Below are 19,853 nucleotides of genomic sequence, written 5' to 3'. Positions count from 1 at the left end.
ACGACCATGGCCCCCGTTGCAGCGCGCCCCCGCACCTACGAAGTCCGCACCTACGGGTGCCAGATGAACGTGCACGACTCGGAACGGCTCAGCGGGTCACTGCAGGCCTCCGGCTACGTCGCAGCTGACGGCGAGCAGGCCGACGTCGTCGTGATCAACACCTGCGCGGTGCGCGAGAACGCCGACAAGCGGCTCTACGGCAACCTCGGGCTCCTCGCCGGCATCAAGCGCGAGCACCCCGGCATGCAGATCGCGGTCGGCGGGTGTCTGGCGCAGAAGGACAAGGCCGTCATCCTCGAGAAGGCCCCGTGGGTGGACGTCGTCTTCGGCACGCACAACATGGGGTCCCTGCCGACCCTGCTCGAGCGGGCGCGACACAACGGCGAGGCGCAGCTCGAGATCCTCGAGTCGCTCGACGTCTTCCCGTCGACCCTGCCGACCAAGCGCGAGTCGACGCACAGCGGCTGGGTGTCGATCTCGGTCGGGTGCAACAACACCTGCACGTTCTGCATCGTGCCGTCGCTCCGCGGCAAGGAGAAGGACCGTCGGCCCGGGGACGTCCTCGCCGAGGTCCAGGCACTCGTCGACGACGGCGCGATCGAGGTCACGCTGCTCGGGCAGAACGTGAACTCCTACGGGGTCGAGTTCGGCGACCGTCAGGCGTTCAGCAAGCTGCTGCGCGCGACGGGGCAGATCGAGGGCCTCGAACGCGTGCGCTTCACGAGCCCGCACCCGGCGGCGTTCACCGACGACGTCATCGACGCGATGGCCGAGACGCCGAACGTCATGCCGCAGCTCCACATGCCGCTGCAGTCCGGGTCCGACCGGGTCCTCAAGGCCATGCGGCGCAGCTACCGCAGCGAGCGGTTCCTCGGGATCCTCGACCGGGTACGCCTGGCGATGCCGCACGCCGCGATCTCCACCGACATCATCGTCGGCTTCCCCGGCGAGACCGAGGCGGACTTCGAGGACACGCTCCGGGTCGTCGAAGCCGCCCGGTTCGCGACCGCCTTCACGTTCCAGTACTCCATCCGCCCCGGCACGCCCGCGGCGACGATGGACGACCAGCTGCCGAAGGAGATCGTCCAGGCGCGCTACGAGCGACTCGTGGCGCTGCAGGAGCGGATCACCGCCGAGGAGAACGCGAAGCAGGTCGGCCGTACCCTCGAGGTCCTGGTCGCGACGGGGGAGGGCAAGAAGGATGAGGCCACCCACCGGCTCTCCGGCCGCGCCGAGGACTCCCGCCTGGTGCACTTCGCCGTCCCGGCCGGTTCCGACGTCCCCCGACCGGGCGACGTCGTCACCGTGGAGGTCACCCGGTCGGCACCGCACTTCCTCATCGCCGACGGTGCCGCCCCCTTGCGCATCCGTCGAACCCGTGCCGGCGAGGCCTGGGACCGTGCCGCGGCCGAGTCCTGCGGCGTCCCCACGCCCGCGGCTGCCGGCAGCGGTCCGAAGCCCGTGTCGCTGGGCCTGCCGTCGCTCCGTGTCGGGCGCTGAGGCCTCCGGGCGGCTGATCGCGGTCGTCGGGGCCACCGGGACGGGCAAGTCCGACCTCGCGATCGCGATCGCCGACCGGCACCGCGAGCAGGGCCGCACGGCCGAGATCGTCAACGCCGACGCGATGCAGTTCTACCGGGGGATGGACATCGGCACCGCGAAGGTGCCCGAGCCCGAGCGGCACGGCATCCCGCACCACCAGCTCGACGTGCTCGACGTCACGGACGAGGCCAGCGTCGCCGCGTACCAGCGCGACGCCCGCGCGACGATCGACCGCGTGCTCGAGGACGGCGGCGTCGCGGTGCTCGTCGGCGGCAGCGGCCTGTACGTGTCCTCGGTGCTCCACGACCTCGACTTCCCGGGCACCGACCCGGCGCTCCGCAGGGCGCTCGAGCAGGAGCACGAGGACCACGGGCCGGCCCCGCTGCTGGCCCGGCTCCGGGACCTCGACCCGGCGGCGGCGGCGACCATCGACGCCCGCAACCCACGGCGACTCATCCGCGCCGTCGAGATCGCGAGCCGGTCAGACCGCGTGACCACGAGCCTCCCGTCCGCGCCCCGCGCCTGGCGTCCGGCTCGGGTGCTGCACCTGCGCCGTGACCGCGAGCAGCTCGTCGCCGCGCTCCACGAGCGCGCCGCCCGGATGTTCCGGGACGGCCTGGTCGACGAGGTCGCCGGGCTCCGCGACCGGGGGCTGGAGCAGGGTCGGACCGCGCGGGCGGCGATCGGCTACGCGCAGGCGCTCGACGTCCTGCGCGGGGACGCGAGCGTCGAGGACGCGGTGGAGGCCACCGGCATCGCGACCAGGAAGTACGCGCGACGACAGGTGTCCTGGTTCCGCCGGTACGCCGAGGCCGAGGAACTCGACGTCACCGGAGCGGACCGCGACGGCCTGACGGCGGTGGCCCGTAGGATCGTGCCGTGACCGAGCTGCACTTCACCAAGGGCCAGGGGACCGGCAACGACTTCGTCCTGTTCGCCGACCCCGACGCGACGGTCGACCTGACCCCGGACCGCATCCGCGCGATCGCCGACCGACGCTTCGGCGTGGGCGCGGACGGCGTCATCCGGGCCGTGCGCTCGGACGCCATCCCGGAGGGCCGCGAGCTCGTGGCCGAGGACCCCTCGGCCACCTGGTTCATGGACTACCACAACGCCGACGGCACGGTCGCGGAGATGTGCGGCAACGGCATCCGGGTGTTCGCGCGGTACCTGACCGAGTCGGGGCTCGTCGACCTCGAACCCGGGGAGACGCTCTCCGTCGGCAGCCGCAAGGGCATCGTCGACATCCAGCGACAGGCGAACGGGTTCGCGGCGGACCTCGGGCGATGGGGCCTGGGGATCGAGGGCGGCGGCGCGGACGACGTGCTCGTGCGCGCGAAGGACCTCGACCAGGCCCGACCCGGCCTCGGCATCGACGTCGGCAACCCGCACGTGGTCGTGGCCCTGGCGACCGAGGACGAACTCGCCGACCTCGACCTGACCTTCATCCCCGTGCTCGACCCCGCGCCGGCCGCCGGGGCGAACGTCGAGTTCGTGCTGCCGGGCGAGCCCCTGGTGCAGGACGGCATCGGGCAGATCACGATGCGCGTGCACGAGCGGGGCAGCGGCGAGACGCTGTCGTGCGGTACCGGTGCCGTGGCAGCCGCTCTGGCGACGCGGCACTGGGCCGGGTCCTCGGCGCCGGACACCTGGCGCGTGCGCGTCCCCGGTGGGGTCGTCACCGTGCGGATGTTCGCAGCGGAGGACGGCGAGCACGTGTCGTTGGCCGGGCCCGCTGAACTCGTGTTCTCCGGGGACCTGACGGTCTGACGGGCTGCGCTGGGCTGCGCGAAGCGCGCTCCCGGTCGCGCACGGTGCAGGCTGGTCCGCGCGGTGCGCCGTTCCGCACCCGGTGCGAGGATGCGATCGCGCACGGGGTGCGCACGCCCTCACCGGCTGACGTGTCACGCACGGTGCGGTCTCCTGCCGGGAGGCTCGCCCCGGCTGGCCGACGTCGGTGACGCTCGCCGCGCCTCCCGGCCGGTCCGCGTGGTGCGCGGTTCCGCACTCGGTGCGGGGTCGTCGCGGCGCACGGGGTGCACGACCTCGCGCCGGCTGAGCGAACACGCACTGTGCGGGTGGAGGCAACGACCGCGCGCGGGCGCGTGCGCCCCCGCAGCGACGCGCCCCGCCGCCGCCCTACTCCGCCGTGCGCCGCACCCGCAGCACGCGGAACCCCTTGTCCGTCGTCGCACGGGTGACCGCGTACGACGCACCGAGTGCCTCGCCCAGCCACTTCTGCAGCGAGTCCCCGCCGAGGTCCTTCGAGACGACGAGCCAGGCGTCGCCCGCGACCTCGAGCCGGGGGAGCCAGGTCAGCAGGATCGCGTGGAGTTCGTCCTTGCCCACACGGATCGGGGGGTTCGACCAGATCGTGCGGAAGCGCAGGTCAGCCGGAACCTCGGACGGCAGCGCGATCGACACGTTCGCAGCCCCGGCCGTCGCGGCGTTCTGCCGCGCCAGGTCCAGCACCCGCTCGTTGACGTCGACGCCCCACACCTGCGTGTCCGGGGAACGCAGCGCCATCGTGATCGCGAGCGGCCCCCACCCGCAGCCGACGTCGAGCAGAGCCCCGTCGGCGGCAGGAGCCGGCACCGCGTTCAGCAGCACCCGGGTGCCACGGTCGAGCCCGTCGGGGCTGAAGACACCGGCAGCGGTGGTCAGCGACAGCGAACGCCCCGCCAGGGTGACCTCGATCTGCCGCGGTCGCGCCTGGCTCTCCGGGGTGGCCGAGAAGTAGTGGTCGTTCGCCATGGAAGAACCGTACCGGGAACCCCGTGTGTCCTGAGGGCGCCGGAGGTACCCTGTGGACAGCATGACGGAACCCAACAACCAAGCTGAAGGCGACGGCGTCGTCGAGCGCGTGCTGCGCAACGCCGACTCGCGAGCCAGCTCGTCCATCTTCGCCCCGGCGCAGGCCATCCAGACCCGATCGGTCGACGACACCGGCTGGTCCGGCGACGGCGACCAGTACGACCGTGAGGACCGCGCAGCGCTGCGTCGCGTCGCGGGCCTCTCCACCGAACTCGAGGACGTCACCGAGGTCGAGTACCGGCAGCTCCGGCTCGAACAGGTCGTCCTGATCGGCGTGTACGCCCAGGGCGACGCCGCCGACGCCGAGAACTCCATGCGGGAGCTGTCCGCCCTCGCCGAGACCGCGGGTGCCGTGGTCCTCGACGGGCTGCTGCAGCGCCGCCCGAACCCCGACCCGGCGACCTACCTCGGCAAGGGCAAGGCCGAGGAGCTCGCGATGGTCGTCAAGGCCACCGGCGCGGACACCGTGATCGCCGACACCGAGCTGGCGCCCTCGCAGCGCCGTGCGCTCGAGGACGTCGTGAAGGTCAAGGTGATCGACCGCACGGCCGTGATCCTCGACATCTTCAGCCAGCACGCCAAGACCAGGGAGGGCAAGGCGCAGGTCGAACTCGCGCAGCTCGAGTACCTGCTGCCCCGCCTCCGCGGCTGGGGCGAGTCGATGTCCCGCCAGGCCGGTGGCCAGGTGTCCGGCGGTGCCGGCATGGGCTCGCGTGGCCCTGGTGAGACGAAGATCGAGCTCGACCGTCGTCGCATCCACACACGGATGTCGAAGCTCCGGCGCCAGATCGCCGGCTTCGCCCCGGCACGCGAGGCCAAGCGCGCCGACCGGCACCGCAACGACGTGCCGAGCGTCGCCATCGCCGGCTACACCAACGCCGGCAAGTCCTCGCTGCTGAACCGCCTGACGAGCGCCGGTGTGCTCGTGCAGAACCAGCTCTTCGCGACGCTGGACGCCACGGTCCGCCGGACCGAGAGCACCAAGGGTCGCGAGTTCACCTTCGTCGACACCGTGGGCTTCGTGCGCAACCTGCCGCACCAGCTCGTCGAGGCCTTCCGTTCCACGCTCGAGGAGGTGGGCGAGGCGGACGTCATCGTGCACGTCGTCGACGGGTCGCACCCGGACCCCGCCGCACAGCTGGCGACGGTGCGCGAGGTCATCGGTGACGTCGGCGCGCGTGACATCCCGGAGATCGTCGCCTTCAACAAGGCCGACCTCATCGACGACACGCAGCGCATGGTGCTCGTGGGGCTCGCCCCCGACGCCGTGTTCGTCTCCGCACGCACCGGCGAGGGCATCCCCGAGCTGCTGCAGGCGATCGAGGACCGCCTGCCCGAGCCGGACGTCGAGCTCACCGTCGTGGTGCCGTACGACCGCGGCGACCTCGTCTCGCACCTGCACGACGCGGGATCGGTCGAGTCCGTCGACTACGTCGAGGACGGCACGCGCCTGCGGGTGCGCGTCTTCCAGCGCCAGGTCGCCGAGCTGGACCCGTACGTGGTCGCGCCGGTCGCGTCCGTCTGATCCCAGCCGAACGGCCAGGAGGCTCGACCTGCGTCCGCAGGGCGAGCCTCCTGGCCGTTCTCCGTACGCCCCGTGACCAGTGCGCTCAGAGCGAGCGGAGGACCGCGACGACCTTGCCGAGCACCGTGGCGGCGTCGCCGAGGATGGGCTCGAACGCGGTGTTGCGGGGGAGCAGCCACGTGTGGCCGTCCCGCTGCCGGAAGACCTTGACGGTCGCTTCCTCGTCGAGCATGGCGGCGACGATGTCGCCGTTCTCCGCGGTCTGCTGTGCGCGGACGACGACCCAGTCGCCGTCGCAGATGGCGGCGTCGATCATCGACTCACCGACGACCTTGAGCATGAAGAGGTCGCCCGTGCCGACGAGCTGACGGGGCAGCGGGATGATCTCGTCCACGTGCTGCTCCGCGGTGATCGGGACACCGGCGGCGATGCGCCCGACCAGAGGCACGAGCGTGGTGGCGTCGACGTCCGGGCCGTCCACGTCGGGCGTCGGTTCGTCGACCAGCACCTCGAGGGCACGCGGCCGGTTCGGGTCGCGCCGGATCCAGCCGCCGAGCTCGAGCTGCCCGAGCTGGTGGGAGACGCTCGACAACGAGGAGAGCCCCGCGGCGTCGCCGATCTCACGCATGCTCGGCGGGTAGCCCCGGCTGGCGATCGACGCTCGGATCGCGTCGAGGATCGCCTGCTGCTTCGCCGTCAGCGGTTTCTGGACCCGCAGTTCGTCCGCCACGTCGTCTCGCCTTCTCGTCGGACCGTGGATGGCCGTCCCAGGAATGTCGGTGGTCCCCGTGAGACTTGTCCAAGTCAGTCGAAACAGTATCCGACCGCACTCTGCCAGACAAACACCTGTTCGAGCGTGTCGCACAGAAATCCGCCCCGATCTGCCCCAGGGGACTTGTGCGTCCCGTCGTTCGAACGTATGTTCGGTACAGGGCTTCGGGTCATCCGAGCAGGAAGGCACAACGACATGAGCACCATCGGCGTCATCAACGGCAGCACGATCAGCAGCAGCGGCCTCGCTGGCATGCACGGCACGGTCGTTCGTTCACGGCTGCGCCTCACCCGCCGCGGTCGCATGGTCTTCACCACGCTCGCAGCGCTGCCGGTGTTGGTCGTCGTCGCGGTCGTCGGGTTGAACGGTGGGCAGGCCTCGGCCGGCAACACCTCCGCCGACGTCCACTTCCAGACCGTCACGGTCGAGCCCGGAGAGACCCTCTGGCAGCTGGCCGAGGAGACCGCCCCCAACGCCGACCCGCGCGACTTCGTGCAGGACGTCGTGAACCTGAACGCGCTCGACGGCTCGGGTGTGCAGGCCGGCGAACAGCTGGCGATCCCGACCAAGTACGCCGACACGAAGTAACCCGTCCGGACGGCCGGGCGCGGACCTACCCGACCGCTCTACGATGGATCGGTGGCATTCACGCTCGAAGACCTCCCGATCCGAGACGACCTCCGCGGTCAGAGCCCCTACGGCGCCCCGCAGAAGCACGTGCGCGTGCAGCTCAACGTCAACGAGAACACGCATCCCGTCCCGCAGGACGTCGCCGACGACATCGTCGAGTCGGTTCGCCGGGCGCTCGGCACGGTGAACCGCTACCCGGACCGGGAGTTCACCGAACTGCGTGAGTCCCTCGCCGGGTACCTCGGGCACGGGCTGGTCGCGGAGCAGATCTGGGCCGCCAACGGCTCGAACGAGGTCATCCAGCAGCTCATGCAGGCCTTCGGTGGTCCGGGCCGCTCGGTCCTCGGCTTCCCGCCCACGTACTCGATGCACTCGATCATCGCGTCGGGCACGGGCACGCGGTGGATCCCGGCCGAGCGGGACGCCGAGTTCCGCATCTCGCCGGAGACCGCCACGGCTGCCGTGCGCGAGCACCAGCCGGACATCGTCTTCCTGTGCGGGCCGAACAACCCGACCGGCACGCCCCTCGACCTCGCGACGATCGAGGCCGTCTACGACGCCACCGACGGCATCGTGATGGTGGACGAGGCCTACGCCGAGTTCATGCCGGTGGGACAACCGACGGCGCTCACGCTGCTGCCGGGACGCGAGCGTCTCGTGGTGTCCCGCACCATGAGCAAGGCCTTCGCGTTCGCCGGCGCTCGCGTCGGCTACCTGGCCGCGCACCCGGCCGTGGCCGACGCCCTGCGGCTGGTGCGTCTGCCGTACCACCTGTCGGCGCTGACGCAGGCGGCCGCGGTCGCTGCGCTCCGGCACGCCCCGGAGATGCTCGCGATGGTCGACGACATCCGCGGCCAGCGGGACCGCATGGCGACCGAGCTGCGTGCGATGGGCTACACGCCGCACGACACCTGGTCCAACTTCGTCCTGTTCGGGGGCGTCGCCGACCCGCAGGCGGCCTTCGAGTCGCTGCTCGACCAGGACGTCATCGTGCGCGACCTCGGCATCCCGAACCACCTCCGCGTGAGTGCCGGCACGGCGGAGGAGACCACCGCGTTCCTCGACGCCATGCGCCGGGTGGCCGCGGAACAGCCGCCGGTTAGGGTTGGAGCATGACCGCCCGCACCGCCGAGATCACCCGTTCGACGAGCGAGTCGAGCGTGTCCCTGTCGCTCGACCTCGACGGCACCGGCACCTCCGACATCAGCACGAGCGTGCCGTTCTTCGACCACATGCTCACCGCGTTCAGCAAGCACTCGCTGATCGACTTGCGCGTGCGGTCGACCGGCGACACCGACATCGACGTGCACCACACCGTCGAGGACACCGGCATCGTGCTCGGCCAGGCGCTCAAGCAGGCGCTCGGCGACCGTGCCGGCATCGGCCGCTACGGTGACGCGCTCGTCCCGCTCGACGAAGCGCTCGCCCAGGCCGTCATCGACGTCTCCGGCCGGGCGTACCTGGTGCACTCCGGGGAGCCCGAGGGCTTCGAGTACCACCGCATCGGCGGACACTTCACCGGGTCGATGGTGCGCCACGTGTTCGAGGCCATCACCGTCAACGCCGGGATCACCGTGCACGTGCGCGTGCTCGGCGGTCGCGACCCGCACCACATCGCCGAGGCGGAGTTCAAGGCGTTCGCGCGGGCCATGCGCCGTGCGGTCGAGCTCGACCCCCGCGTCGACGGCATCCCCTCGACGAAGGGCGCCCTGTGAGCACCGGTGGCAAGAACGTCGTCGTCTTGGACTACGGCTCCGGCAACGTGCACTCCGCGGCGAAGGCCCTGGAGCGTGCGGGTGCCGACGTCACGCTGACCTCCGACAAGCGTGCGGCGCTCGAGGCCGACGGGCTCCTGGTCCCCGGCGTCGGTGCGTTCGGCGCCGTGATCGACCAGCTCGAGAGCGTGCAGGGCGGGGAGATCGTCGACCACCGTCTCGCCGGCGGCCGCCCGGTGCTCGGGATCTGCGTCGGCATGCAGGTGCTGTTCTCGCGCGGTGTGGAGCGGGGCACCGACGTCGAGGGCCTCGCGCAGTGGCCCGGCACGGTCGACCAGCTCCAGGCCGAGGTGCTGCCGCACATGGGCTGGAACACCGTCGACGCGCCGACCGACTCCGTGCTGTTCGACGGCCTGCACGACGAGCGGTTCTACTTCGTGCACTCGTTCGGCGTCACGGACTTCCCGCTCGACGCCTACGGCCCGTTCCGTGCGCCGAAGCTCACCTGGGCCGAGCACGGGCAGCGCTTCGTCGCCGCCGTCGAGAACGGTCCGCTCACCGCCACGCAGTTCCACCCGGAGAAGTCGGGGGAGCCGGGCATCCGGCTCCTGCGCAACTGGGTCGACTCGCTCTGACCCGTGCCGCGCCGGTGGCGACGCTCGGGGCGGACCCGCGCCGAGCCTCCCGACCGGTGCCGTTCCGAAACCGGTCTGAGCCGGCGCATCCGCCGACCGGCCCGAGACCCACCAACGACGAAACCGACAGGACCATGACCGAGCTGACCTCGACCCCGCCCCTCGTCCTGCTGCCCGCCGTCGACGTCGTCGACGGCCAGGCCGTCCGCCTGACCCAGGGCGAGGCCGGCAGCGAGACCGGCTACGGCGACCCGGTGGCCGCCGCGCGCACCTGGCGTGACCAGGGCGCGGAGTGGATCCACCTCGTCGACCTCGACGCGGCGTTCGGCCGCGGCGACAACCGGCGGGTCATCGCGAAGGCGATCCACGAGGTCGAGGGCGTGCAGGTCGAGCTGTCCGGCGGCATCCGCGACGATGCGTCGCTGAAGGCCGCACTCGCGACCGGTGCCGCACGGGTGAACCTCGGCACGGCTGCGCTGGAGAACCCGGAGTGGGCCGCACGGGTCATCGGTGAGTACGGCGACCAGGTCGCCGTCGGGCTCGACGTCCGCGGGACGACGCTGTCCGGCCGCGGCTGGACGAAGGAGGGCGGCGACCTGTGGGAGGTCCTCGACCGGTTGGAGGAGGCGGGCTGCGCGCGCTACGTCGTGACCGACGTGACGAAGGACGGCACCCTGCAGGGCCCGAACCTCGAGCTGCTCCGGAAGGTGTGCGACCGGACCGACCAGCCCGTGGTGGCGTCCGGCGGCATCTCCACCCTCGACGACCTCGTCGCCCTGCGCGAACTGGTCCCGCACGGCCTGGAGGGCGCGATCATCGGCAAGGCGCTCTACTCCGGGGCGTTCACGCTGCCGGCCGCACTCGACATCGCCTCGGAGTAGTCGTGGCGGGCATCTCGAACGGCCGCGGTGGCGGACCCGAGGACGCGCACGAGCACGAGCACGGGCACGCGCCCGCGGACACCGCCGGGTTCCCGTGGGCCGGGCGCACCTTCGACAGCCACGACGACGCCTTCGCCGACGACGACGGCCTGGCCGATCCGGCGGTCCTGGCCGCGATCGCCGGGCTGGAGGATGGTGGATCGCAGGCCGCAGTGGTGTCGGCGCTCGCCTCCGCCCGCCTGCTCATCCCACTCGTCGCCGAGGCCGGCGAGGTCGGGGAGACCCCGGACGGACGCCTGGTCGACAAGACGCAGGAACTGTCCATCGTGACGGTCGCCGGACCGGACGGGCGCACGGTGATGCCGGCGTTCACCTCCGTCGCGGCGATGCAGGCCTGGGACGCGACCGCGCGGCCGATCCCGGTGGAGGCCCGCCGCGTGGCGATGGCGGCCGCGAGCGAGGACACCCAGCTCGTCGTCCTCGACCCGACGTCCACGAGCGAGTTCGTGCTCCGACGTCCCGCGGTCTGGGCGATCGGGCAGGACCTCGCCTGGACGCCGTGCTTCGAGGACCCTGCCGTGGGGCAGGCCTTCGCGGACTCGGTCGCGGGGGAGCCGGCGGTGGCACGGGTCGAGCTGTCGCCGGGGGACCCCCTCGGGCGGTTCGCCGGGCCGGAGCTGACGGTCGGGCTCGCGCTGCACCCGGGGCTCGACCGCGAGCAGGTCGGGGAGCTCGTGGGGCGGCTGCAGCAGCGGTGGACCGCGGACGCCGTCATCGCGGAGCGGGTGGACAGCATGCGGGTGGCGTTGCGGCCGGCCTGAGCCTGAGCCTGAGCCTGAGGCTGAGCCGGAGGCAGGCGTGGCGCGGCACGGCGGTGCGGGCCCGGTGTCGGCGTGGTGCGCCGGTACGATGACCAGGTGAGCACCAACCCGACGACCCAGTCCGGCACCGGCGAGACCACCTACGGTCCGACCGGCCGGCCCGTTCGGGCGTTCCCCATCCCCGAGGAGCTCGACGGCCACGGTCCGGCCCGCATCATCGCCCTGTGCAACCAGAAAGGCGGGGTGGGCAAGACCACCACGACCATCAACCTCGGCGCCGCGCTCGCGGAGTACGGCCGCAAGGTCCTCGCCGTCGACTTCGACCCGCAGGGCGCCCTGTCCGCGGGCCTCGGCGTGCGCACCCACGACATCCCGACGGTCTACGACCTGCTGATGGGCTCGATCAAGGACCCGAACCAGGTCATCCAGCCAACGAACACCCCGTACCTCGACGTGATCCCGGCGAACATCGACCTGTCGGCCGCCGAGGTCCACCTGGTCAACGAGGTCGCCCGTGAGCAGATCCTGGCCAGCGTCCTGCGCAAGGTCGCCGGGGACTACGACGTCATCCTCGTGGACTGCCAGCCCTCGCTCGGCCTCCTCACCGTGAACGCGCTCACCGCAGCGCACGGCGTGCTCATCCCGCTCGAGTGCGAGTTCTTCGCGCTGCGCGGCGTCGCCCTGCTCATCGAGACGATCGACAAGGTGCGCGACCGCCTGAACCCCGCCCTGCAGCTCGACGGCATCCTCGCCACCATGTACGACTCGCGGACGCTGCACTCCCGCGAGGTCATGGAGCGCGTCGTCGACACCTTCGACGACCGCGTGCTCGACACCGTCATCTCCCGCACCGTGAAGTTCCCCGACGCCACCGTGTCCGCGCGTCCCATCACGCAGACCGCGCCGGACCACGCCGCGGCGCACTCGTACCGGCAGCTCGCACGGGAGCTCGTCCAGCGTGGCGCCGTCGTCTGACCCCGCTGCCGCTGGCCCCCCTCCTGCCGACGCTGCTCCCGCTGCCGGCCAGGGCTTCCGCGTCCGCCTGCGGAACTTCGACGGGCCGTTCGACCTCCTGCTCTCGCTCATCACCAAGCACGAGCTGGACATCACCGAGGTCGCCCTCGGCGTCGTCACGGGCGAGTTCATCGCGTACGTACGCCAGGCCGAGTCGGTCGACGAACTCGACGAGGCGAGCGAGTTCCTCGTCGTCGCCGCGACCCTGCTCGACCTGAAGATCGCCGGGCTCCTGCCCCAGGGCGAGCTCGTCGACGCCGAGGACGTCGCCCTCCTCGAGGCCAGGGACCTGCTCTTCGCCCGGCTCCTGCAGTACCGCGCCTTCAAGCAGGCCGCCGACTGGTTCGGCACCCGCTGGGGCACCGAGTCGCGCCGGCACGCGCGGAGCGTCCGGCTCGAGGAACGGTTCCGCGCCCGCACCCCCGAGCTCGTCTGGACCCTGACCGCGCAGGACTTCGCCGCGCTCGCCACGTTGGCCTTCGCCCCGCGGGAGATCCCCACGGTCGGCCTGGACCACCTGCACGCCCCGCTCGTGAGCATCCGCGAGCAGGCGGCGGTCGTCGTGTCGATCCTCCGGACCCGTGCCGAGTCGGGCGATCCGGACGTCGCGTTCCGGGAACTGGTCGCCGGGGTCGACACGGCGGGTATCGTTGTGGCTCGTTTCCTCGCGATCCTCGAGCTGTACCGCACGGCGTCGATCACCTTCGAGCAGGACGAACCGCTGGGGGAGCTCACCCTGCGGTGGACCGCGGAGCACTGGACCGACGAGAGCCTCGCCAATCTTGGAGCCGACTATGACGGATGACGTGCACGACGTCTCCAGCGCCGAACCGGGCGGGGCGGACGAGCTCGCCGACGCCCGGGCGATCGAGCAGTCGATGCGCGCGCACGCGGCGGCGGGACACGACGACGACGCCGAGGCCCGGGTCGTCGCCGATGTCGCCAGCGTGGCCGATGTGGCCGACGTCGCCGTCGACCGTCAGCTCGAGGCCATCCTGATGATCGCCGACGAACCCCAGTCGCTCGTCGCGCTCGGCACCGCCGTCGGAGCACCCGTCCCCGTCGTGCGCCAGGCCGTCGAACGGCTGGTCGCGGACTTCGACGGCGTCGACGGCACCGTCCGCCGCGGGTTCGAACTCCGCGAGGTCGGTGGCGGCTGGCGCTTCTACGTCCGCGCGGACCTCGACGACGTCGTCGAGCAGTTCGTGGAGGCCGAGCGGCCGTCCCGCCTGTCGCAGGCCGCGCTCGAGACGCTCGCCGTCGTCGCCTACAAGCAGCCCATCACGCGCTCCCAGATCGCGTCGATCCGCGCCGTCAACGTCGACGGCGTCGTCCGCACCCTCGTGGCCCGCGGTCTCATCGAGGAGTCGTTCACCGACTCCGAGACCGGAGCCATCAACTACGTCACATCCGACCTGCTCCTGCAGCAGCTCGGCATCAACTCGCTCGAGGAACTGCCGCTCATCTCGCCCCTCCTGGAGGACGGCGTCGACGGCTTCGAGCAGAACGAAGGGATCCCCGATGGCCGCGTATGAGGACAGACGAGACGACGGCCGGTCCGGCGGACGCCCAGACCGGTCAGGAGGCTCGGACCGCGCAGGTGGACCGGGTCGCGCTGGTGGGGCTGGTCGCTCCGGCGGTGCCGGTCGTGACGGCGGTGCCGGTCGCTCCGGGTACGGCTCGGACCGTGGCGGTTCTGACCGTGGCGGGTACGGCGGCCGTTCCGGCGCTCCTGCCGGTCGGTCCGGTGGGTACGGCTCGGACCGCGGCGGTTCGGGTGGGTCCGACCGCGGTGGCTCGGACCGTGGTGGGTACGGCGGCCGTTCCGGCGCTCCTGCCGGTCGGTCCGGTGGGTACGGCTCGGACCGCGGCGGTTCGGGTGGGTCCGACCGCGGTGGCTCGGACCGTGGTGGGTACGGCGGGCGTTCCGGCGCCCCGGCCGGTCGGTCCGGTGGGTACGGCTCGGACCGTGGAGGTTCGGGTGGGTCCGACCGCGGTGGCGCGGACCGCGGCGGGTACGGCGGCCGTTCCGGCGCCCCCGGTCAGCGGGACGACCGCGGCGGACAGCGCGACGACCGCGGGTACGGCCGTCGTGACGACCGCCCGCAGGGCCGACGCGACGACGACCGTGGGTACCGCCCGCGCCAGGACGACCGCTCCGCTCCCCGTCGGGACGACCGTGGTGCTCCGCGCGGCGACGACCGCGGGTACGGGCGCCGTGACGACGACCGGGGTGCTCCCCGTCGTGACGGTGGCTTCGTCCGCCGTGAGGACGACCGTGGTGGCCGTCGGGACGGTGGCTTCGTCCGCCGTGAGGACGACCGTGGCGGTCCCCGCCGTGACGACCGTGGTGCCCCCCGCCGTGACGACCGTGGTGCCCCGCGCCGCGACGACCGTGGCGCTCCCCGTCGTGACGACCGTGGCGCCGGTGACCGTGGGTTCCAGCGCCGCGACGACGACCGCGGGTACCGCCCCCGTCAGGACGACCGTGGTGCTCCTCGCCGTGACGACCGAGGCGCCGGTGACCGTGGGTTCCCCCGTCGCGACGACGACCGTGGGTACCGTCCGCGTCAGGACGACCGTGGCGCTCCTCGCCGCGACGACCGTGGCACCCCCCGCCGGGACGACCGTGGTGCTCCCCGCCGCGACGACGACCGCGGGTACCGTCCGCGCCAGGACGACCGTGGCGCTCCCCGCCGCGACGACCGCGGAGCCCCGTCCGGTGACCGCCGCTCGGCCCCGACCGGTGACCGTCGGACCGAGCGCCCCCGGTGGAGCTCGTCCGACAAGGACCAGCGCGACCGCCGCGAGGACCGGGACCGCCGCGACGACCGTCGTGGTGCGCCCCGCGAGGGCAGTGACGCCAGCCGCGTCTGGCACAACGGACGCCGCTACGTCGGCGGCACGGCCACGGTCCGCAACAAGGCGACGACCCCGCGACCCGCAGGGCAGCGCGACGACCACGGCGCGCCGCTCGAGGGCACCCCGGAACGCCCGATCATCCCCGAGTGGGACGCCGACGGCAACGCTGCGGCCCCCGAGCAGCTGCAGCCCGAGGGCGAGCGCCTGCAGAAGGTCATCGCCGCCGCTGGTGTCGCGTCCCGTCGTGTCGCCGAGAACCTGATCGCCGAGGGCCGCGTGTCGGTCAACGGCGAGGTCGTCGAGGCACTCGGTCGTCGTGTCGACGCCGAGAAGGACGAGATCACCGTCGACGGCGTCCCCGTGCAGGTCGACACCTCGCGCCGGTACGTCCTGCTGAACAAGCCGACGGGCGTCGTGTCGAGCATGCTCGACGAGCGCGGCCGCCCGGACCTGTCGCAGTACGTCGACAAGTACGAGGAGCGGCTGTTCAACGTCGGGCGGCTCGACGCCGAGACCGCGGGCCTGCTGCTGCTGACGAACGACGGCGCGCTCGCCCACGTGCTCGCGCACCCGTCGTTCGGCGTCGCGAAGACCTACGTCGCGAAGGTCGCGGGCAACGTGAACCCGGCGACCGTGCAGCAGCTGCTCGACGGCGTGGACCTGGAGGACGGCCGGATCGCCGCCGACAAGGTCCGTCTGCTCGAGTCGTCGCGGGGGGAGTCCCTCCTCGAGCTGACCCTGCACTCCGGCCGCAACCGGATCGTCCGGCGCATGTTCGACGCCGTGGACCACCCGGTGCTCGAGCTCGTGCGACGCTCGTTCGGTCCGCTCCACCTCGGCACCCTGCCGAGCGGCCGGACCCGCGAGCTGAGCGGTGTCGAGCTCGGCGGACTGCTCGGCATCGCCCGCAGCGCCGGTGCGGACGCACGCTCCGGCCCGGACTCCTCCGAGGAGGACACGACCGACTGACCGACGGTCGACCCGCGACCGAGGCCGGGCGCTGTGCGTCCGGCCTCGGTCGGTAGGCTTGCGGCGTGACCACGCCCACCCCGCACGACCCGACCCCCGAGGTCGACCGCCGTCTGCGGGGACCCGTCCGGATCGTCGGCACCGGTCTGCTCGGCGCGTCGATCGGCCTCGGCCTCCGGCAGCAGGGCGTCGACGTCATCCTCGACGACGTCTCCCCGGCGGCGCTGGCGCTCGCCGTCGACTACGGCGCCGGTCGTCGACCGACGGAACACGACGCCCCCGAACTCGTCGTCGTCGCGGTCCCGCCGGACGTCACGGCGCAGGTCGTCGCCCGCGAGCTGGCCGCCCACCCCGAGGCCGTCGTGACCGACGTCGCCAGCGTGAAGTCGGTCCCGCTCGAGCGGCTGCGGGCCACCGGTGCCGACGTCTCCCGCTACATCGGCTCTCACCCCATGGCCGGCCGCGAGCGCAGCGGTCCCACGGCCGCGCGCGCCGACCTGTTCATCGGTCGGCCCTGGGTCATCGCCGGGCACGACGACATCACGTACCGACGCGCCGCCGTGGTCGAGGCCCTCGCGCTCGACCTCGGTGCGACCGTGGTCCCGATGGAGCCCGGCCCGCACGACCAGGCCGTCGCGATCATGTCCCACGTGCCGCAGCTCGTGTCCACGCTGATGGCGTCCCGACTGCGTGACGCCCCCGAAGCCGCACTGGGACTGGCCGGCGGCGGCGTGCGTGACGTCACCCGCGTCGCGTCGAGCGACCCCGGACTCTGGGTCCAGATCATCGGTGCGAACGCCGCGCACATCCGGCCCGTGCTGGTCGACCTGCAGGGCGAACTCAGCCGGCTGATCGACGCCCTCGACGACCCGGACGCCCCGGGCGCACCGCGGACGATCGCCGAGACGATGGCGTCGGGCAACCGCGGCGTCGAACGCCTGCCGGGCAAGCACGGCACCACCAGACGGTTCGCCCAGGTCGTCGTCCTCGTCGACGACCGACCCGGGCAGATCGCCGATCTGCTGACCACCATCGGCGAGATCGGCATCAACCTCGAGGACCTGCGCCTCGAGCACTCACCGGGCGCACCGATCGGCATCGTCGAGGTGTCGGTCGTCCCCGAGCAGGAACAGCGGCTCATCGAGGAACTCGAGGGTCGCGGATGGAGGATCGCAGCAGCATGGGCCTGAACGTGGACGGACGCACCAACGACTCCGGGATCACCGGGGGGCCCAGCGGCCCCGACACCGGTCTCCCCACCCCCGGCGACCAGCCGGGCCCGGTGACCGGACCCTCCGGCGGCACCGACGGGCTGGGCGGCGGCGAGCCGGGCCTGACCCGCGACCCGATGCCTGCCGGGCTGGCGGACGGCGCCTACGTGGCGAAGTTCGTCATCGCCGTGGACGGTCCCGCCGGCAGCGGCAAGTCGAGCGTCTCCCGCGCCGCTGCCCGCGTGCTCGGCTTCGGGTACCAGGACACCGGCGCCGCCTACCGTGCGCTGGCGTGGCACGCGCTCCAGCAGCAGGTCGACCTCGACGACCCCGCGGCCGTCCTGGCGAGCTGGGACACCTTCGACTACACGATCGGCACCGACCCCGACGCCTACTTCGTCCGCGTCGGGGACACCGACGTGACCGAGGCCATCCGCACCCCGGACGTGACCGCCGCGGTGGCGCACATCGCCAAGCTCCCGGAGGTCCGCTCGCGCCTGGTGCAGCTCTTCCGGACCATCATGCGCACGACCGACGCCAAGGGCATCATCACCGAGGGCCGCGACATCACGACCGTCGTCGCACCCGACGCCGAGGTCCGCATCCTGCTGACCGCCGACGAACAGGTTAGGATGGCACGGCGCTCGGCAGAGGTCTCGACCCAGTCGGCCGCCGACACCTCGGCAGCACTCGCCCGACGAGACGCCGCCGACGCGAAGGTCGTCGACTTCATGAACGCCGCGGACGGCGTCACGACGCTCGACTCCACCGACCTCGACTTCGACCAGACCGTCCAGGCGGTCGTTGACCTGGCCCGTACGGCCGGACACTGACACACACACGCGACCACAGGGTCGCCGGCAAGGAACCCACCATGGCGCAACCGGACAACGGACCAGAGCACGACGACTTCCCGGAGTACGACGAGTCACTGGGCGACCGACTCGCGAGCCTCGACGAGTCCGAGGCCGAGCAGCGGGCGACCGCGCTCCGCGCCGGGCTCGAGGACTACGACCTCGACGAGGAAGACGTCGCGCTCCTCGAGACCGCGCAGCTCGGCCCGGACGGCATCGCGTACCTGCCGGCGCTGCCCGTGCTGGCGATCGTCGGCCGCCCGAACGTCGGCAAGTCGGCGCTCGTGAACCGCATCCTCGGTCGCCGAGAGGCCGTCGTGCAGGACGTCCCCGGGGTCACGCGTGACCGCGTCAGCTACAAGGCCGAGTGGAACGACCGGCGCTTCACCCTCGTCGACACCGGCGGGTGGGAGCCGGACGCCAAGGGCATCAACGCCTCGGTGGCGCTCCAGGCCGAGGTCGCCATCGACCTCGCCGACGCCGTCCTGTTCGTGGTCGACGTGACGGTCGGCATCACCGCGACCGACGAGCACGTCGTCAAGATGCTCCGCGGCACGGACAAGCCCGTCATCGTCGTGGCGAACAAGTCCGACGACGAGCGTCGCGACCTCGACGCCTTCGAGCTGTGGAACCTCGGGCTCGGCGAACCGCATCCCGTGTCGGCGCTGCACGGCCGTAGTGTCGCGGACCTCCTCGACCTCATCATCTCGACGCTGCCGGAGATCTCCGCCGTCGCCAAGCAGGAGCTCGGCGGCCCGCGTCGCGTCGCGATCCTCGGTCGACCGAACGTCGGCAAGAGCTCACTGCTCAACAAGGCCGCCGGTGAAGAGCGCGTCGTCGTCAACGAGCTCGCCGGCACCACCCGCGACCCGGTGGACGAGCAGGTCGAACTCGGCGGCCGCGTCTGGCGCTTCGTCGACACCGCCGGCATCCGCAAGCGCGTGCACCTGCAGCAGGGCGCCGACTTCTACGCCTCGCTCCGCACCACCGCCGCGCTCGAGAAGGCCGAGGTCGCCGTCGTCGTCCTCGACGTCACCGAGCCGGTCTCCGTGCAGGACCTCCGCATCATCGACCTGGTCCTCGAGTCCGGTCGTGCCCTCGTCCTGGCCTACAACAAGTGGGACCTCCTCGACGACGAGCGCCGCCGCTACCTCGAGCGCGAGATCGAGCAGGACCTCGCGCACGTCGCCTGGGCCCCGCGCGTGAACATCTCGGCGCGCACCGGTCGGCACCTCGAACGCCTCGTCCCGGCCCTCGAGACCGCGCTCGAGTCGTGGGACACCCGCATCCCGACCGGCAAGGTCAACGCCTTCATCGCCGAGCTCGTGCAGGAGCACCCGCACCCGGTGCGCGGTGGCCGCCAGCCCCGGATCCTGTTCGGCACGCAGGCAGCCAGCCAGCCGCCGACGTTCGTGCTCTTCACGACCCAGTTCCTCGACCCGCAGTACCGCCGGTTCATCACGCGGCGTCTGCGCGAGGTCTGGGGCTTCGCCGGCACGCCGATCACCGTGAACATGCGTGTCCGCGAGCGCCGGAAGCGCACCTGATCCGAACCAGCACGACAGACGGCCGCCGGGGCGACGCCCCCGGCGGCCGTCGTCGTTCCCG

General features: G+C 72.3%; 19 protein-coding genes. 17 read left to right on the top strand and 2 right to left on the bottom strand.

From position 1 onward, the window contains the following. The first annotated feature begins 6 nt into the window (after positions 1–6). From miaB to dapF, 3 genes are read left to right on the top strand one after another with little or no spacing between them, the layout of a single operon-like run. Positions 7–1,500: a tRNA (N6-isopentenyl adenosine(37)-C2)-methylthiotransferase MiaB gene (miaB, locus tag ITJ68_RS17645; RefSeq protein WP_194663240.1), complete on the top strand. Its 1,494-nt coding sequence runs from the start codon at positions 7–9 to the stop codon at positions 1,498–1,500. Then, positions 1,487–2,425: a tRNA (adenosine(37)-N6)-dimethylallyltransferase MiaA gene (miaA, locus tag ITJ68_RS17640; protein WP_323743364.1), complete on the top strand. Its 939-nt coding sequence runs from the start codon at positions 1,487–1,489 to the stop codon at positions 2,423–2,425. The genes miaB and miaA overlap by 14 nt, the downstream gene beginning before the upstream one ends. Beyond that, complete coding sequence (gene dapF / locus ITJ68_RS17635; RefSeq protein ID WP_194663238.1) at positions 2,422–3,312, top strand: diaminopimelate epimerase; 891 nt, start codon at positions 2,422–2,424, stop codon at positions 3,310–3,312. The genes miaA and dapF overlap by 4 nt, the downstream gene beginning before the upstream one ends. A gap of 369 nt (positions 3,313–3,681) precedes the next feature. Here the strand turns inward: dapF and ITJ68_RS17630 are convergent, their stop codons facing one another. After that, positions 3,682–4,296, bottom strand: a complete 615-nt coding sequence (locus ITJ68_RS17630) for a class I SAM-dependent methyltransferase (RefSeq protein ID WP_194663237.1) — start codon at positions 4,294–4,296, stop codon at positions 3,682–3,684. Positions 4,297–4,357: 61 nt separating this feature from the next. Between ITJ68_RS17630 and hflX the strand changes: the two genes are divergently transcribed. Further along, a complete protein-coding gene (gene hflX / locus ITJ68_RS17625) occupies positions 4,358–5,881 on the top strand; it encodes a GTPase HflX (RefSeq protein WP_194663234.1) in 1,524 nt (507 codons plus the stop codon). Between the two features lie 85 nt (positions 5,882–5,966). Here hflX and lexA read toward each other — a convergent pair whose 3' ends face one another. Next, entirely contained in the window at positions 5,967–6,611 is a 645-nt protein-coding gene (gene lexA / locus ITJ68_RS17620; RefSeq protein ID WP_194628009.1) for a transcriptional repressor LexA, read from the bottom strand. A gap of 237 nt (positions 6,612–6,848) precedes the next feature. Here lexA and ITJ68_RS17615 point away from each other — a divergent pair, with 237 nt between their 5' ends. From ITJ68_RS17615 to der, 13 genes are all read left to right on the top strand, one after another. Next, on the top strand, positions 6,849–7,241 hold the full coding sequence (locus ITJ68_RS17615; RefSeq protein WP_228506016.1) for a LysM peptidoglycan-binding domain-containing protein: 393 nt from the start codon (positions 6,849–6,851) through the stop codon (positions 7,239–7,241). Between the two features lie 51 nt (positions 7,242–7,292). Beyond that, entirely contained in the window at positions 7,293–8,399 is a 1,107-nt protein-coding gene (locus tag ITJ68_RS17610) for a histidinol-phosphate transaminase (protein ID WP_194663232.1), read from the top strand. Beyond that, complete coding sequence (gene hisB / locus ITJ68_RS17605) at positions 8,396–8,998, top strand: imidazoleglycerol-phosphate dehydratase HisB (protein WP_194663230.1); 603 nt, start codon at positions 8,396–8,398, stop codon at positions 8,996–8,998. The genes ITJ68_RS17610 and hisB overlap by 4 nt, the downstream gene beginning before the upstream one ends. Next, complete coding sequence (gene hisH, locus ITJ68_RS17600; protein WP_194663228.1) at positions 8,995–9,633, top strand: imidazole glycerol phosphate synthase subunit HisH; 639 nt, start codon at positions 8,995–8,997, stop codon at positions 9,631–9,633. The genes hisB and hisH overlap by 4 nt, the downstream gene beginning before the upstream one ends. Before the next feature lie 134 nt (positions 9,634–9,767). After that, positions 9,768–10,514 carry a bifunctional 1-(5-phosphoribosyl)-5-((5-phosphoribosylamino)methylideneamino)imidazole-4-carboxamide isomerase/phosphoribosylanthranilate isomerase PriA gene (gene priA, locus ITJ68_RS17595; protein ID WP_194663226.1) on the top strand — a complete coding sequence of 249 codons (747 nt, stop codon included), beginning with the start codon at positions 9,768–9,770 and terminating at the stop codon, positions 10,512–10,514. Positions 10,515–10,516: 2 nt separating this feature from the next. Next, positions 10,517–11,335, top strand: coding sequence for an SseB family protein (locus tag ITJ68_RS17590; protein ID WP_194663224.1), 819 nt, complete (start codon positions 10,517–10,519; stop codon positions 11,333–11,335). A 96-nt stretch (positions 11,336–11,431) separates the two neighbouring features. Beyond that, positions 11,432–12,310, top strand: a complete 879-nt coding sequence (locus tag ITJ68_RS17585) for a ParA family protein (protein WP_194663222.1) — start codon at positions 11,432–11,434, stop codon at positions 12,308–12,310. Next, positions 12,294–13,154 carry a segregation and condensation protein A gene (locus tag ITJ68_RS17580; RefSeq protein WP_416354660.1) on the top strand — a complete coding sequence of 287 codons (861 nt, stop codon included), beginning with the start codon at positions 12,294–12,296 and terminating at the stop codon, positions 13,152–13,154. The genes ITJ68_RS17585 and ITJ68_RS17580 overlap by 17 nt, the downstream gene beginning before the upstream one ends. Beyond that, positions 13,144–13,884, top strand: a complete 741-nt coding sequence (scpB, locus tag ITJ68_RS17575; protein ID WP_194663221.1) for an SMC-Scp complex subunit ScpB — start codon at positions 13,144–13,146, stop codon at positions 13,882–13,884. The genes ITJ68_RS17580 and scpB overlap by 11 nt, the downstream gene beginning before the upstream one ends. Positions 13,885–15,394: 1,510 nt before the next feature. Then, positions 15,395–16,180 (top strand): pseudouridine synthase, encoded by a 786-nt coding sequence (locus tag ITJ68_RS17570; RefSeq protein WP_194663264.1) that lies wholly within the window; start codon positions 15,395–15,397, stop codon positions 16,178–16,180. Between the two features lie 65 nt (positions 16,181–16,245). Beyond that, positions 16,246–17,370 carry a prephenate dehydrogenase gene (locus ITJ68_RS17565; RefSeq protein ID WP_323743363.1) on the top strand — a complete coding sequence of 375 codons (1,125 nt, stop codon included), beginning with the start codon at positions 16,246–16,248 and terminating at the stop codon, positions 17,368–17,370. Between the two features lie 158 nt (positions 17,371–17,528). Next, positions 17,529–18,224 carry a (d)CMP kinase gene (cmk, locus tag ITJ68_RS17560; protein ID WP_194663260.1) on the top strand — a complete coding sequence of 232 codons (696 nt, stop codon included), beginning with the start codon at positions 17,529–17,531 and terminating at the stop codon, positions 18,222–18,224. Between the two features lie 41 nt (positions 18,225–18,265). Continuing rightward, positions 18,266–19,792 carry a ribosome biogenesis GTPase Der gene (gene der, locus ITJ68_RS17555; RefSeq protein ID WP_194663219.1) on the top strand — a complete coding sequence of 509 codons (1,527 nt, stop codon included), beginning with the start codon at positions 18,266–18,268 and terminating at the stop codon, positions 19,790–19,792. Positions 19,793–19,853 lie beyond the last annotated feature (61 nt).

This window comes from Curtobacterium sp. VKM Ac-1395, from assembly GCF_015350975.1.
Lineage (GTDB): Bacteria > Actinomycetota > Actinomycetes > Actinomycetales > Microbacteriaceae > Curtobacterium.
The sequence above is the reverse complement of the archived record's forward strand: the minus strand, read 5'-3'. Positions and strand labels throughout refer to the sequence as shown.

What these genes read in the sequence shown, in the direction of transcription:
- miaB (WP_194663240.1), top strand. Translation starts at nt 7, where the DNA reads ATGGCCCCCGTTGCAGCGCGCCCCCGCACCTACGAAGTCCGCACCTAC.
- ITJ68_RS17630 (WP_194663237.1), bottom strand. Translation starts at nt 4,296, where the DNA reads ATGGCGAACGACCACTACTTCTCGGCCACCCCGGAGAGCCAGGCGCGA.
- hflX (WP_194663234.1), top strand. Translation starts at nt 4,358, where the DNA reads ATGACGGAACCCAACAACCAAGCTGAAGGCGACGGCGTCGTCGAGCGC.
- ITJ68_RS17615 (WP_228506016.1), top strand. Translation starts at nt 6,849, where the DNA reads ATGAGCACCATCGGCGTCATCAACGGCAGCACGATCAGCAGCAGCGGC.
- hisB (WP_194663230.1), top strand. Translation starts at nt 8,396, where the DNA reads ATGACCGCCCGCACCGCCGAGATCACCCGTTCGACGAGCGAGTCGAGC.
- priA (WP_194663226.1), top strand. Translation starts at nt 9,768, where the DNA reads ATGACCGAGCTGACCTCGACCCCGCCCCTCGTCCTGCTGCCCGCCGTC.
- scpB (WP_194663221.1), top strand. Translation starts at nt 13,144, where the DNA reads ATGACGGATGACGTGCACGACGTCTCCAGCGCCGAACCGGGCGGGGCG.
- cmk (WP_194663260.1), top strand. Translation starts at nt 17,529, where the DNA reads ATGCCTGCCGGGCTGGCGGACGGCGCCTACGTGGCGAAGTTCGTCATC.
- der (WP_194663219.1), top strand. Translation starts at nt 18,266, where the DNA reads ATGGCGCAACCGGACAACGGACCAGAGCACGACGACTTCCCGGAGTAC.